The sequence below is a fragment of the Vreelandella azerica genome (assembly GCF_013112225.1).
Taxonomy (GTDB): domain Bacteria; phylum Pseudomonadota; class Gammaproteobacteria; order Pseudomonadales; family Halomonadaceae; genus Vreelandella; species Vreelandella azerica.
On record NZ_JABFHI010000005.1, the window covers coordinates 198,948 to 212,574 of the forward strand.

18 protein-coding genes and 2 pseudogenes are annotated in these 13,627 nt (G+C 54.2%); 7 read left to right on the top strand and 13 right to left on the bottom strand.

Features of this window, described 5'->3' with window-relative positions; genetic code table 11:
* The first annotated feature begins 108 nt into the window (after positions 1 to 108).
* From phnD to HLB35_RS13115, 7 genes and pseudogenes are all read left to right on the top strand, one after another.
* Entirely contained in the window at positions 109 to 1,095 is a 987-nt protein-coding gene (gene phnD / locus HLB35_RS13085) for a phosphate/phosphite/phosphonate ABC transporter substrate-binding protein (RefSeq protein WP_171702918.1), read from the top strand.
* Between the two features lie 89 nt (positions 1,096 to 1,184).
* A complete protein-coding gene (phnC, locus tag HLB35_RS13090; protein WP_171702919.1) occupies positions 1,185 to 2,024 on the top strand; it encodes a phosphonate ABC transporter ATP-binding protein in 840 nt (279 codons plus the stop codon).
* Complete coding sequence (phnE, locus tag HLB35_RS13095; protein ID WP_171702920.1) at positions 2,021 to 2,857, top strand: phosphonate ABC transporter, permease protein PhnE; 837 nt, start codon at positions 2,021 to 2,023, stop codon at positions 2,855 to 2,857. Before phnC ends, phnE (HLB35_RS13095) begins: the two co-directional genes overlap by 4 nt.
* A 34-nt stretch (positions 2,858 to 2,891) precedes the next feature.
* Positions 2,892 to 3,590 carry a phosphonate ABC transporter, permease protein PhnE gene (gene phnE, locus HLB35_RS13100; protein ID WP_235937191.1) on the top strand — a complete coding sequence of 233 codons (699 nt, stop codon included), beginning with the start codon at positions 2,892 to 2,894 and terminating at the stop codon, positions 3,588 to 3,590.
* A 1,063-nt stretch (positions 3,591 to 4,653) separates the two neighbouring features.
* Positions 4,654 to 5,421, top strand: a pseudogene (locus HLB35_RS13105) (putative zinc-binding metallopeptidase).
* Between the two features lie 135 nt (positions 5,422 to 5,556).
* Positions 5,557 to 6,804, top strand: coding sequence for an ATP-grasp domain-containing protein (locus HLB35_RS13110; RefSeq protein WP_171702966.1), 1,248 nt, complete (start codon positions 5,557 to 5,559; stop codon positions 6,802 to 6,804).
* A gap of 67 nt (positions 6,805 to 6,871) precedes the next feature.
* Positions 6,872 to 7,260, top strand: a pseudogene (locus HLB35_RS13115) (ectoine synthase).
* A 46-nt stretch (positions 7,261 to 7,306) separates the two neighbouring features.
* Here HLB35_RS13115 and HLB35_RS16585 read toward each other — a convergent pair.
* From HLB35_RS16585 to HLB35_RS17480, 13 genes are all read right to left on the bottom strand, one after another.
* Positions 7,307 to 7,678, bottom strand: a complete 372-nt coding sequence (locus HLB35_RS16585) for a sensor histidine kinase (RefSeq protein ID WP_328731872.1) — start codon at positions 7,676 to 7,678, stop codon at positions 7,307 to 7,309.
* The gene (locus HLB35_RS16590) at positions 7,585 to 8,433 is read right to left on the bottom strand and encodes a sensor histidine kinase (RefSeq protein ID WP_216601537.1); all 849 of its coding nucleotides are present in this window, start codon (positions 8,431 to 8,433) and stop codon (positions 7,585 to 7,587) included. The genes HLB35_RS16585 and HLB35_RS16590 overlap by 94 nt, the downstream gene beginning before the upstream one ends.
* Before the next feature lies 1 nt (position 8,434).
* On the bottom strand, positions 8,435 to 8,665 hold the full coding sequence (locus HLB35_RS13125; RefSeq protein ID WP_171702921.1) for a hypothetical protein: 231 nt from the start codon (positions 8,663 to 8,665) through the stop codon (positions 8,435 to 8,437).
* Complete coding sequence (locus HLB35_RS13130; RefSeq protein ID WP_171702922.1) at positions 8,649 to 8,786, bottom strand: hypothetical protein; 138 nt, start codon at positions 8,784 to 8,786, stop codon at positions 8,649 to 8,651. The genes HLB35_RS13125 and HLB35_RS13130 overlap by 17 nt, the downstream gene beginning before the upstream one ends.
* A 20-nt stretch (positions 8,787 to 8,806) precedes the next feature.
* On the bottom strand, positions 8,807 to 9,232 hold the full coding sequence (locus HLB35_RS13135; RefSeq protein ID WP_328731878.1) for a response regulator: 426 nt from the start codon (positions 9,230 to 9,232) through the stop codon (positions 8,807 to 8,809).
* Between the two features lie 51 nt (positions 9,233 to 9,283).
* Positions 9,284 to 9,787 (bottom strand): sensor histidine kinase, encoded by a 504-nt coding sequence (locus HLB35_RS17470; protein ID WP_171702923.1) that lies wholly within the window; start codon positions 9,785 to 9,787, stop codon positions 9,284 to 9,286.
* Between the two features lie 143 nt (positions 9,788 to 9,930).
* The gene (locus HLB35_RS13145) at positions 9,931 to 10,584 is read right to left on the bottom strand and encodes a PAS domain S-box protein (protein WP_171702795.1); all 654 of its coding nucleotides are present in this window, start codon (positions 10,582 to 10,584) and stop codon (positions 9,931 to 9,933) included.
* 61 nt (positions 10,585 to 10,645) lie between these two features.
* Positions 10,646 to 10,942 carry a sensor histidine kinase gene (locus HLB35_RS16595; RefSeq protein WP_216601538.1) on the bottom strand — a complete coding sequence of 99 codons (297 nt, stop codon included), beginning with the start codon at positions 10,940 to 10,942 and terminating at the stop codon, positions 10,646 to 10,648.
* Positions 10,881 to 11,666, bottom strand: a complete 786-nt coding sequence (locus HLB35_RS13150) for a sensor histidine kinase (RefSeq protein WP_328731939.1) — start codon at positions 11,664 to 11,666, stop codon at positions 10,881 to 10,883. Before HLB35_RS13150 ends, HLB35_RS16595 begins: the two co-directional genes overlap by 62 nt.
* Positions 11,549 to 12,370, bottom strand: coding sequence for a PAS domain-containing protein (locus HLB35_RS17475; protein WP_328731882.1), 822 nt, complete (start codon positions 12,368 to 12,370; stop codon positions 11,549 to 11,551). The genes HLB35_RS13150 and HLB35_RS17475 overlap by 118 nt, the downstream gene beginning before the upstream one ends.
* Positions 12,321 to 12,767 (bottom strand): hypothetical protein, encoded by a 447-nt coding sequence (locus HLB35_RS13160; RefSeq protein ID WP_171702924.1) that lies wholly within the window; start codon positions 12,765 to 12,767, stop codon positions 12,321 to 12,323. The genes HLB35_RS17475 and HLB35_RS13160 overlap by 50 nt, the downstream gene beginning before the upstream one ends.
* A complete protein-coding gene (locus HLB35_RS13165) occupies positions 12,713 to 13,255 on the bottom strand; it encodes a phosphate/phosphite/phosphonate ABC transporter substrate-binding protein (RefSeq protein ID WP_328731941.1) in 543 nt (180 codons plus the stop codon). Before HLB35_RS13165 ends, HLB35_RS13160 begins: the two co-directional genes overlap by 55 nt.
* A complete protein-coding gene (locus HLB35_RS17480) occupies positions 13,140 to 13,625 on the bottom strand; it encodes a PhnD/SsuA/transferrin family substrate-binding protein (protein WP_235937192.1) in 486 nt (161 codons plus the stop codon). The genes HLB35_RS13165 and HLB35_RS17480 overlap by 116 nt, the downstream gene beginning before the upstream one ends.
* Between the last annotated feature and the right edge of the window lie 2 nt (positions 13,626 to 13,627).

Here is a 13,627-nt window from a genome sequence, read left to right on the forward strand (position 1 = left end):
GCCTCAGGTGTCATTTAAGTGTCATGGAGTTGTCGTGGAAACGTCATCCGGTTCTGTAAGGATTGAACTGTTAATGATTTTTCACCCCCTATCCCCTATAGGTGATCCATGCGCGTTCATACTCTTTCGTTTAAGCAGCCCTTCTTTCTGCGTTCGCTGCTCAGCGTTGCCATTACCGGTGCTTTCAGCGTTGTTGCCCTTCAGGCAAGTGCTGATATGTCGTCACGTTACATAGATAGTGACGGCGATCTGGTGGCAGATATTCCCGCCGACGAATCCCAGTGGGTCGATCCTGATACGTTGATTTTTGCTTACACTCCTGTGGAAGACCCAGCCATATATGCCGATGTGTGGGCCGATTTCCTTGACCATCTGGCGGATGCAACTGGCAAGCGGGTGCAGTTCTTCCCAGTGCAGTCTAACGCGGCTCAGCAGGAAGCGCTGCGCGCAGGCCGACTGCATGTGGCAGGTTTCAACACCGGCGGCGTGCCTGTGGCGGTCAACTGTGGCGGCTTCCGTCCGTTCACCATTATGGCAGCAGAAGATGGCAGCTTCGGGTATGAGATGGAAATCATTACCTACCCGGGCAGCGATATTGAAAGCGTTGAAGACATCCAGGGCAGCCAGCTAGCGTTTACGTCGCCTACTTCCAACTCCGGTTTCCGCGCGCCTTCGGCGCTGTTGCGTTCCGAGTATGGTATGGAAGCTGACGAAGACTTTGAAACGGCGTTTTCCGGCTCTCACGACAACTCCATTCTGGGCGTTGTCAACAAAGACTATGAAGCTGCTGCTGTTGCCAACTCCGTGCTCAACCGTATGCTGGCGCGAGACGTGATCGAGGAAAGTGATTACGTTTCTATCTTTACTTCCGAAACCTTCCCGACCACCGCTTACGGCACGGCGCACAATCTGACGCCCGAGCTTCAGGAGCAGATTCAGGAAGCCTTCTTCAGCTATGACTGGGAAGGCACGGCCCTGAAAGCCGAGTTCGCCAACTCCGGTGAAGCCCAGTTCATCCCGATCACTTACCAGCAACACTGGAATGTGATTCGCACCATCGCCGATGCCAACGGCGTGACCTACGACTGCGATTAAATCGCTGATTCAACAAGATGTTAACGGCCAGGAGGCTTGCCTTCTGGCCGTGTTGCTGTATCAGGCAAGCTAAAAACGGGATTGAGAACATGCTGAAGTTAAGCGGCCTGGGTAAGCGCTACCCGACCGGGGACCGCGCCCTGACCAATATTGAACTGACCCTGCCCAAAGGCCAGGTGATGGCCCTGATTGGCCCTTCTGGCGCGGGTAAAAGTACACTGATTCGCTGCGTGAATCGTCTGGTAGAGCCAACCGAAGGCAGTGTGACGCTGGAGGGCGTCGAACTGACCCGGCTTTCCGGCCAAAAGCTGCGCCAGGCGCGGCGTTCTATGGGCATGATATTTCAGGAGTATGCGTTGGTTGACCGCTTGACGGTGATGGAAAACGTGCTTTCCGGTCAGTTGGGCTATGTGGGCTTCTGGCGCAGCTTTCTACGCCGTTATCCGCAATCGGCTGTCGTGGAAGCTTTTCGCCTGCTCGAGCGGGTTGGCCTTCCACATGCGCTGGATAAACGCGCGGATGCGCTTTCCGGCGGGCAGCGCCAGCGGGTGGGTATTGCCCGAGCATTGCTACAAAGCCCTAAGCTGCTGCTGGTGGATGAGCCGACCGCCAGCCTGGATCCGAAAACCTCCCGCCAGATCATGCGCTTGATTCGCGAGTTATGTGCAGAGCGCGAGCTTGCCGCCATTATCAATATCCATGATGTGGCCCTGGCACAGCAGTTTGCTGACCGCATTGTTGGCCTGCGCGCCGGTGAGATTGTCTTTGATGGCCCGCCCGGTGAGCTTACCAGCGACATTCTGACCACCATCTACGGTGAGGAAGACTGGGATACAACGCCCGAGCCAGAAGATAATTCGGTTGATGAACGGGATGACCCAACACCGCCGACGCCAATGGCCAGGGTTGCCGCAGGAGGTGCGCGGTGAAGCTAACCGAAGAAGCACTCAGCGAGCAGCGCCAGCAAGACGCTCTAGCAGGGCGGTGGCGCCGGCTGCCTTTGATTCAGTCCCCTCTCCTGCGCCTGACTCTGTTGGTCGGACTGGTGACCTATCTTATCCTGGCGCTGAGCAGCGTCGAGGTTAACTGGGCCAGAGTTGCCGAAGGGGCCGGGCGCGGGCTGGAGTTTCTAGCTGCCTTTACCCGACCCGACTTTATCAGCCGCTGGGACGATATCTGGGCAGGCCTGCTGGAAAGCCTGACCATGACGGTGACATCCACCGTGATTGGTGTGGCGCTTGCCGTGCCTGTCGGGCTGGGGGCGGCACGCAATATTGCCCCAATGCCGGTCTACTGGGTATGCCGTGGGATTATCGCCGTCTCGCGCACTTTTCAGGAAGTGATTATTGCCATCCTGTTTGTGGTGATGTTTGGCTTTGGCCCCTTTGCAGGGATGATTACCCTGGCGTTTGCCACCATTGGTTTCATGGCCAAGCTGTTGGCAGAAGATATTGAAGACCTCGACGAGCGCCAGGTGGAAGCCGTACGGGCCACAGGCGCTGGCTGGTGGCAAACCCTGAACCACGCCGTACAGCCTCAGGTCATGCCGCGTCTGATCGGGCTTTCTATGTATCGTTTGGATATCAACTTCCGCGAATCGGCCGTCATCGGGATTGTCGGTGCGGGCGGCATTGGCGCGACCCTGAACACCTCGATCAACCGCTACGAATACGATACTTCCGCCGCGGTGCTGCTGATCATTATTGCCATCGTATTGCTGTCTGAATACAGCTCAAGCTTTGTGCGGCGCTGGACGCAGTAGCCTGCCTTCAGCCATTTAAGTCAAGGAACTCACCATGCCTGTTTCCACTTCTCCCCAGGGGCAGCCGCAGTGGCGCCTGCGAACCACCAAAGCACAATGGCTTGGCTACCTGGCCTGGCTGGCGGGCATCAGCCTGTTTCTATTGTGCTGGAAAGTCATCTCCGACAACACCATGTGGGTATTTGTCGAAGATGCCGGACGCCAGGGTACAGACCTGATCAGCCGTATGCTGCCGCCTGAATGGACTTATGCCCATCAACTCTGGCTGCCCATGTGGGATACCCTCAATATTGCCACTCTGGGGACGGCGCTGGGAATCATGATGGCCTTTCCCGTGGCGTTTCTCGCTGCCCGCAACACCACGCCGCATCCTCTGATTCGCAGCCTGGCACTGACAATTATTGTTTCGTCGCGCTCCATCAATTCCCTGATCTGGGCCATGCTGCTGGTGACGATTCTGGGGCCAGGGGTGCTGGCAGGGATTATTGCCATAGCGCTGCGCTCGATTGGTTTTGTAGGCAAACTGCTCTATGAGGCGATTGAGGAGATCCACCCGACGCCGGTGGAAGCCATTGCGGCTACCGGCGCCAGCCGCATGCAGGTGATGAGCTATGGCGTGCTGCCCCAGGTGTTGCCTGCCTTTGCCGGTATTAGCGTCTACCGCTGGGATATCAACATTCGTGAATCGACGGTGCTAGGCCTGGTGGGAGCGGGGGTATTGGTCTGCAGCTAAATGCCTCCATCAACAGCCTGGCCTGGGATCAGGTGAGCGTCATCTTTGTGATGATTTTTGCCACTGTGCTAGTTTCGGAATGGATCTCAGCCAAGGTTCGCCACGCCATCATCTAACGGCACTTCCTCGTCTAAATCTGATGCCTATCATGAGCTAGCGACATAGCTCATGATGTCATCCCCCTCAAATGCCAATAAAGTTGAGAGGCTGGGCTTTCAGAGCACCCTGACTGATGCCAAGGAGGCGACTGAAGATGGTCTTGAAATTCAGATTTCGTCTGTCTGAAGGCAGGATAAATAGTTTAATTACCGTTTAACATAAATTGCCGCACATGATGCCTCAGACATTTTTAAGGTAAGTTGTTCAAAAAAATCCCTGTTTTCCAGTGAATTCCACTAAAAATAACGGTTTCGGTTATAAATTTGCTGCAAAAAGTTAAAAAAATAATGTTTATGCCTGTGCTGGCTTTTTCGCATCTGTGGTGATTTTGCTGCGCTGTACAGGCAAGCTTCATTACTGTTAATTTAATACTTGTGTATTTTGTTTGGTGTGTTTATAAGTGCATTCAGGCTCAAGCGAATGATCAGGCATCTTCCAATGACGACATGAAAACATGGTGTTGTAAGTTATCTAGAATGGATGTTTTCATGTAAAACAATGAGCATTGTTAAAGCATGATGCGATCTGTCTAACTCACAAAATTAAACTTATTTTTTAAGTTGTTGTCTAGTAGTGCTTGCACTTAATTATGTTTTTAGCTAAAAATTTATGGGTACTTTCTATTAAAAAAATAACTATAGTGTCGGCTATCGGCTTTTATGTGTGACTTTAAAGGTTTTGTATTTTTCAATTATCGAGGGGCATGTTAATGCAGGCATTTTCAAACCCGGTAGGCTACGGAACGCTATGGTTCCACAACCTCTTGACCGCTGAAGGTACGCCAGTTGCGTATGATCCCCAGGCTCGGGCTTTTCTGCCGACACCTCCATTTTGTGCCAACCGGGATGTGATTGGCTGTAATTGGATTGCGCCTGAACAGGGCGCTTTCTGTCGCTCATGTGCGATGACCGCATTGGCCCCTGACCTGGAAATTCCCGATGTTATTCCCAATTGGGCCGAAACCGAAGCGGCCAAGCGCTGGGTGATTGATAACCTGGGCCGCTGGCACTGGTTCAGGCCAGAAGATCCGGGTACACGCCCTGTTTTTCACATGCTTGCCGATGGTTATACGCTTGCGCCGATGGGGCACGGTGAGGGTGTGGTCACCATTAGCGTATCTGAAGCTGACCCTGTGGTACGCGTGACGCGTAAGGAAGCACTGAATGAGCCTTACAGAACCATGATAGGGCACATGCGCCATGAGATTGCCCACATGCTGTGGTGGCGTCTCAGCCTGCGTGAGGATTTCCTGGTAGCTTTCCGTGAGATGTTTGGTGATGAGCGCGCTGACTATGGCGCTGCGCTTGAAAAGCATTATGAGCAAGGACCACCTCAAGACTGGGAGCTTTTCTACCTGACATCCTACGCGTCTGCACCCCCATGAAGACTGGGCGGAAACCGCCGCACACCTTTGCACTTGACCGATATCACCGACAGCTTTATTGCCACTGGGCTTTTAACGCCCGAAATGCCGAGCCACCGCTGGGACCCTTATGCAGAGCCTGATACCCAGGTGCTGGTTAATGTCGCTGCTAACCTGGTGATGCGGGTCAACCACGTCAACCGCTCCATGGGGCTGTCGGATATCTATCCCTTTGTGCTCTCCGAGGCGGCTCACCGCAAGCTGGCCTTTGTTCATGACTGGCTGCGTCGTGGTGCTCAAGGGCGTTAATTAAAGCCCTTTTATGAGCTGACGACGATTTTATAAGTATAAATTTCTGGAGAATAATCAATGTCGACTATGTCTGAATCCAAAATGTCTCAAGACAAAATGTCTCAAGAAGTTCTGTCCTGGCGCGATCCGGAAATGGATTCCGTCAAAGGTACCGAAACACCTAAAGATCCCAATAAAGGCTATATCGCCCTGCTGGGCTGGAGCATCAATGCGATCAAGGCGGCTCAGAAATTTGATCGCCGCTATGTTGTGGTTGCGCCAGAATGGGCGACCGATTTTTGTGCGGCTAACAAGATACCGTTTATTGCCTGGGACTTTGTGCGTATTAACGACCGCTCAATGGAGATTGCCGAAAGACTGAAGGCAGAGGGCGTGGATGTTGCCATTCCATTATTTGAAGAAACCGTGGAATGGTCCGGTGCGATTAACTCCGTGTTGCTGGATAACCCGCGCATGTTTGGGCAATCGATCCTGTTTCGCGATAAGGCATTGATGAAGCGCCGTGCCCAGCTGGGCGGCATCCGCGTCGGGATTTTCGAAGAAGCTCACGAAAAAGAAGATATCATTCGCTTTATGAAGCGCGTCAACCAGACGCTGCTGAAGCTTGATGGCGACGTGGATGATCCGATTCATGTCAAAGCCTTTGATAAGGCAGGCTGTCTTGGCCACCGTATGATCCGTACGGTAGAAGAAATTGATAATATCCCCGAAGAAGAATACCCCTTGCTGATGGAGAGCCACCTCGACGGTTGGGAGTTCGCCGTGGAGGCATGGATCCACGATGGCAAGATCCAGTTTCTGAATATTTCCGAATACGTCACGCTTGGCTATTCGGTATTTGTGCCTGCCACCGAAGAGCTTGAAAGCTGGCGCCACCTGATTACCAAGCAGATTGAGCTGTTGATCAAGACTTTTGATATTCAGTTCGGGCTGATTCACCCTGAATACTTTGTTACCGCCGATGGTGAAATGTACTTTGGTGAGGTGGCTTATCGTCCGCCGGGCTTCAAGGCGTTTGAACTGATTGAGCGTGCTTACGGGTTCAATGCTTATCAGGCGTCTATGCTGGTATTTGATCCGAAGAGCACAAAAGAGGAAGTGGCTGCCTTTTTCCCACGCGAAGTGGTGGATGCCAAAGGTTACGCAGGCTGCTTTGGCGTATATCCGAAACGCCGTGTGGTCAGCAAGCTGGAAATGCCTAAAGAGTGTATTGAGCATCCGTATTTCGAGTCGCACGAATTAACCGCGCCTGCCGAAGAAACAGTGCCCGATCGCTCAGCATTTGGCACCCATTGGGGGCTGGTATTTTTCTTTGGTGATGACCCCATCAAGATGCGCGATCTACTGAAGACTCAGGAAGACCTGGACTTTTACGTTTAACGCTTTTGCATCAGGACAGGTGGCGTTGAGTGAGCGCCACCATTACAACTATATAAAGGACAACATCATGATCGTTCGTAATATTGAAGAAGCGCGTCAAACAGAGCGTCTGGTAAAGGCCGAAGACGGTAACTGGGACAGTACACGTCTGGTACTGGCTGCTGATGGTGGAAATTTCTCCTTCCACATAACGCGCATTTATGCAGGAACCGAAACCCATATCCACTATAAGCACCACTTCGAATCTGTGTACTGCATTGAAGGAGCGAAGTGGAAACACTGGCGGATGGCAAGGTCTGGCCTATCAAGCCAGGTGATATCTATATTCTGGATAAACACGACGACCATCTGCTGCGCGCTTCCAAAACCATGCATCTAGCCTGCGTGTTTACGCCGCCGATCACGGGAACCGAAGTTCACCGCGAAGACGGTTCTTACGCACCCGCAGAAGACTGATTTGCAGTAACGTTAGACAACCCGCTGATATTTATCAGCGGGTTGTCTATTTCTGGGTCGTTAAGGGTTCAGTGTAGATCGGCAGGGAAAACCGGAAACAGCTGCCGTGGCCGTCGCCTTGAGAATCGACGTCTATATGGCCACTGTGATGTTCAACAATGCGTTTGCACACAGCCAGGCCAATGCCTGTGCCATCAAACCGGCTGCGTGGCTGTAGGCGTGAAAATACTCGAAACAGGCGGTTCTGCTGGTCAGGGGCAATGCCTATGCCGTTGTCCTTGATCGTGACATGCCAGCAATCGTATGACTGATGACCCGACATAATCACCCTGGGCGTTGTGTTTTCGTCCACGTATTTAAGGGCATTGTACAGGTTCTGCAGCAGGCGCACCAGTTCATCATCGCGGCTGACATACACCTCGGGCCAGTCACCGCGGACCTCAATGTGTCCCCCGTCTCTTTTAGTAGTGGGCCAAGGTAGGCGAGCACTTCATCGACCACGTCACGGCTATCCACCCAGGCCATGGGGGATGTTTTACGGCCTACCCGTGAATAGTTGAGAATGCCGAGAATCATCGCATCCATGCGTTCGGCACCTTCGCGGGCAAAGCCAATCATTTCTTTGGCATCACGGCTCAGGTCGTTGCCCAGCTCCTGAGTCAGCAGTTGCAGGTAGCTGTTGACCATGCGCAGCGGCTGGCGCAGGTCGTGGGAAACCGCATAGGCAAAGTGCTCAAGTTCTTCATTGGAGCGGGTCAGCTCCAGCTGGGTTTCCTTGAGCGTGTGAATATCCAGATGCACGCCAATCAGTCGAGTAGGGCTATCCTGAGCATCACGCTCTACGATTTGACCACGCCCCTGAACCCATCGGTAGCCCTGGATCGTCTGATAACGAAATTCGATAATAAACTCATCACCCGCCTCAAGCTGGCTATGTACTGCGTGGCTGCAGCGCTCAAGGTCATCCGGATGCAGGCGCGCCTGCCAGTCAGCAAAGGTCAATGGAGTATCAGACGGTGTCAGCCCCAGCATCCGGTAGCAATGTGCATCCCATATGATCTCGTCACGCTGCGGGTACCAGTCCCAGATGCCAAAGCCGGAGGCTTGCTGAGCCAGGGAGTAGCGTGCCTCGTTTTCTTCGAGTTCCTTCTGGGCCGTGACTCTCCGCGTCACATCAATCCCTACCCCTGAAAGTAAAGGAGATCACCGGCATCATTAAAAAAGCAGTATTGATCCACTCGACCCAACGCGGTTGGCCGTCGGCGCTTGTTGCCTGATTGCAAATACGGTGGCAAGGGGCGTCCGGCGTGAACTTCGGGTATAGCTCGATCCATTTATGATGCTCATCGCACGGGCAGGCATCCAGCCAGCGTTGGCCGACCATGGCCTCAGGTGGTGGTGCCAAAAAAGGTCGCCATCGGGCGGTTGGCAAACACCAGAGTGGTATCCGGCAGAAAACGGTTGAGCATAAAGGGGTGGTGCTCAGCGAGTGCCTGATAGTCCACCTGCTGGGTGTCTGGGATCATAGTGTCTTGCCCGGTGTGGTTCATTGGGGACGTTTGACCAGGGTCAGCCAGTAGTCTTCAACGTTCTGTATCGCCTGCAGAAACTGCACAAGGTCGACGGGTTTGGTCACAAAGCCGGCACAGCCAAGATTATAGGTATCGACAATATCGGATTCTGCTTCCGAGGTGGTGAGAACAATCGCCGGAATCCGCTTGAGGTCTTCGTCCTGTTTAAGGTGCTGCAGCAGGGTCTTGCCATCCATGCGTGGCATATTAAGATCCAGCAGGATGATATCCGGACGAGGCGCATCCTGGTAGGGGGCCTGTTGCCGCAGAAACGCCAGGGCCTCAACACCATCGCCGACATCGCACAGTTGGACCAGCAGCCGACTCTTCTTGAAGGCCATGCGGGTCAAATGGACGTCAGCAGGTTCGTCTTCCACCAACAGCACCACAAAGTCATTCACAGTGTCTTCCGGTTGTGGGGAGATGGATGGGTTACAGGGCGTATTCAAGGGTCACCTCGCGAGGGGTAAATCAAACAAGACGGCCGTGCCGCCATCGATGCCATCTTGTATGTCGAGTTGGCTGTCCAGATTGCGTAACGCTTTCACCACCAGCGCCAGGCCCATGCCGGTGCCCGGGTAGCGCTCATTATGAGGGACCAGGCGCGTAAACATCTCAAGTACCTGGGGGCGGTATTCCGGGCTGATCCCCATGCCGTTATCGTCTATCCTGAACCTGACGTTGTCGCCAATGGTGACCGCTGAGAGGCGCACCTGAAGCGGCTTGTCTGGGCGGCGATACTGCCAGGCATTGTGCAACAGCACATGGAAAATCATCCTGAGTTGGCGCGCATCGGCCTTGATGTCAGGCATTGGTGTCATGATATTTAGAGTGCCGCTGTGTTTCAGCGGCGCCAAGGTGGGCTCGGCGCAGACGTCTTCAATCAAGCCTGCAATATCAATGGTTTCGGGTTTAAGCGTCATTTCCAGGCTGAGATAACGCTGTATATCATTCACCAGCGCCCTGAGCTGACGGGCCTGATGATCAATAAAGCCAACGGCTGTCCGGGTGCTTTCCGCCTCCAGGGTGACGGTGTTCTGGTGTTGTTGAGATGGTGAGACTGTTGTTGAGACTGTTGATGAAGATTGTTGGGTGTTGCTCAGAGAGCTGCTGGAGATAGCTGCTGGGCAAAACTGACCAGCCGACGGCTGGGTTCCTGGAAGTGATGGGCCATTACCTGGCTCAACCTTTCCAGCTCCCGGTTACGAAACGATAGCTCTTTGATCAGACGTTTATTTTCTCGTTGCGCACGACGCAAGCGTAAGAGGAGAGCCACCAGGAGCGCAATGATACCTAACTGAACCGTAGTACCTATGACCGCTATCCAGAAAGTACGTTGGCGAGCGGCCTGCAGCTCTGCGGTTTGCAGGTCAATCTGCTCCTCCACGCGCTGAATATAGTGACGCTCGGCGGAAGCCTCAAAGTCGCTGGTGTCATAAAGGGATGAAATCAGTACCTCTCGCCCATCGATCTCGAAGGGGTCGGTATAGATGCCCATGACCTTGATGCTGCCATCCGCCAGGCGATGACGAAAATACAGATGGTTGCGTTCGGCTTCGGCAGCGCGGCGAATCTCACTATTAATCTGTGCAGAGTTCAACATGTTGATCTTATTGATATGCATGCCTTCCAGTTGCTCAAACCCGTAGAAGGTTTTAGCCGCCGGGTTGGCACGCTCGATAATGCCGGTCTCGACATCAATCATCCACATGGGGGTGGAGTGCTGGTTAAAAAACGCGTCGAAATCGGGCATGGCCCAACTGCTACCGGCCGCCAGCATGGTCAGTACCAAGGTGAGTGATTGACAAAACCGCCTATATACGCGCATTACCAATCATCCCGGTTTGATGTCGTTTTGGCAGCGTCAACATAAACCGGCTGCCCTGGTTTTCACCCTCGGATTCCACCCAGATCTCACCGCCGTGGCGTTCCACAATCTTGCGGCAGATCGCCAGGCCAACCCCGGTGCCTTCATACTGCTCGCGGGTATGCAGACGTTGAAAGACCTTGAACAGGCGGTCTTGCTGTTTCGGAGAAATGCCAATGCCGTTATCGCTGACGGTCACCTTCCAGGTGTGAGCATCGGCGTCGGAGCGCGACGTGCAGGCCAATGACAACGCCCTGCCCAGGCATACGGTATTTTAACGCATTACCAATCAGGTTCTGGAAAAGCCGGGTCATTTCATCGGGGCTGGCGTAAACCTGTGGCCAGTCATCGTCAATGTTGAAATGAGCACCGGCTTCCTGGATGGCAGGCGTCAGAAAATGCAGGGCTTCATCAATGGCCTCCTTGAGCGCCATCACCTGCATGGGCTGGCCCTTGCGGCCGACCCGGGAGTAATCCAGCAGGGAGAGCAGCATGCTGTCCATACGCTGAGCGCCATCACGCATATAATGCAGCATGGTACTGGTGTCTTCGTCCAGATCATCACCCAGCTGGCGTTCCAACAGCTGGGCATAGCTGGTGACCATACGCAGCGGCTGGCGCAGGTCGTGGGAGGCGGCATAGGCAAAATGCTCAAGCTCTTTATTGGAACGCTCCAGCGATGCACGATACTGTTCCAGTTCTTGCTGAGTGGCATATTCTTCCGTGATATCCCGAATATAACCGTGCCACAGGGTGCTACCGTCGTCGAGGCGTTCCGGGGTGGCAATACCTTCTACCCAGAGCTGATGGCCGCGCGGGTGATTGATGCGATAATGAACCCGCCAGGTCGTCAGCTGTTCAGCAGAACGCTGGATGGAATCGGCAATCCTTTGAATGTCATCTTTGTCGATGACCGCGAAAACCTGGCGCGCATCGTCGCGTACCGCTTCTGGTGTGAATCCATAAATTTCTTCAATGCCCTGGCTGGCATAAGGGAAGGCGCAGCGTCCATCCGGGTGTTGCCAGAACTGGTAAAGCATGCCGGGCAGTAGGGCGGCGTGCTGTCTCGTCTGCTCCATGGCCGCCTGGGCGCGGGCTTCGGCCTCTTTGCGGGGGTGATATCGCTGTGGGTGCCGGCCATCCACAGGGGCTTGCCGTCGTCGTCCCAGTCAACCACACGACCTCTGTCTTGCACCCAGATCCAGGTGCCATCGCGGTGACGCATGCGGACTTCCACATCATAGGCATCGCGTTTGCCGGCAAAGTGCTCGTCCAGCATGGCTTTGGAATAGGGCAGGTCATCCGGGTGGCATAACGCCATCCAGGTGTCGATAGAGGTCGGTGAAATCTCCTTCAGCTGATAGCCCACCATATCGGCCCAGCGCTCATTAAAGCGAGTTTCACCGGTCTGGACGTTCCATTCCCAGGTGCCAGCAGCGGTGCCCCACAGAATGTTTTTCAAGGCGTTGCGCTCGGCCTCAAGTTCAGCGTGATCCTTTTCCTGCTGAGTGATGTTATGCAGGGCGACCAGATAAGTGGGTGCGTGGTCGAGCCTATCAACCAAGGCATCCTGGTTGAATTTGATCAGCTTGGCTTCGGCGGTAACTTTCTGTCCTTTAAAGTCAATAAGCTGCCAGATAAATGATTGAGGCTGGTCGTTGGCGCGCTCCATCAGTTCCTCGGCAAGTTTTTGTGGATAGGCTGCCATCCGCCTGGCAAGTAGGGGAAAGATCAAAAATGCCTTTACCGATCAGATCCCGTTTGCTATCAGCCTGAAAAAGCTCAATTGCCGCCAGGTTGCTATCCGATACGAGGGTTGACCCGTCTTCGTTGACGTGCAATAGCAACTTGGCACTGGGCGAATGATAAAAGAGGGCGTTGAAGCGCTGGAAAAGGCGTGAAGTCCGCAAATAGAGTATCAACAGCAGCAGGGTTGCCAACACGATGCCAACTGTCAGCCCAATCATCAGCCAGAGACCCTTGCCGTAGCGCTGTTTTAATTGCTGCCAAAGGGTCAAGTCTTCGGGCGCAAAGGGAGCAACGCCCAGAGCGCGGGCGGCCAGTTCCACTGGCAGATAATCCTGGGGCGGGTCAAAGGCGACAGACTGCTCCTCTTTGCCAGTACGCCGTTTAGTTGAAGCAGGGCATTACTGACCCGGCGAATGTCTTCCATGGGTACATGAGGCATGGCCGCCAGGGCCCATTCCGGGTAAAGGCGGGTGGAGTGAACCAGCGGGAAATAAGGGTCTGCTGGGTGCGCTTCAATTACGGATAGCTGGCCCGGCTGCAGGCGCCCTTGGGCAAGCCAGTCTTCGACAATGCCACTGCGCACAAACCCTGCCTCAACGTCGCCACTAAGCAGGGCGCTGATCACCGCATCGTGGCCACCCAGTTCGCGGTAATCGGCAAAGGTTTTTGAGTCAAACCCTTTCTGCTCGAGCTCATAGACCTGAGTCAGAAAGCCGCCCAGAAAAGCGTTTGCCGGGCACCCCGATGTCCGCCCCTTGCAGATCTTCCAGCCCCTTAAACGTTGAGCCTTCAGGTACCAGGATGACACCTGCCAGGGAGCTGACATAACGTCCACCCTGAATATGCTTAAGGGTCGCCAACGCACCGCTGACCGCATAGTCCTGACGCACCGCCAGAAAATGGCGCGGGTTAGTCAGAATGAAATCAACGCGTCCTTCGGCAATAGCGATATCAAAGGCCTCAAGCGAGAGAATCTCCATGCGGACGTCCTGGCCGGGCAAGGCCCACTGCATGGCTTCGATCACAGGGGTAAAGCGCGCCTCTACGGTCGCGGGGTTACGGTAGGCAAAAACGCCCAAGGTGGTGGTTGGCATCGCCTGGGTAACGGCTGGCAATATGAGCAGAACAAGCAGAACGAACCAGATCAACAGGGGCGGTGGATGAGACGGTGGACGCATAA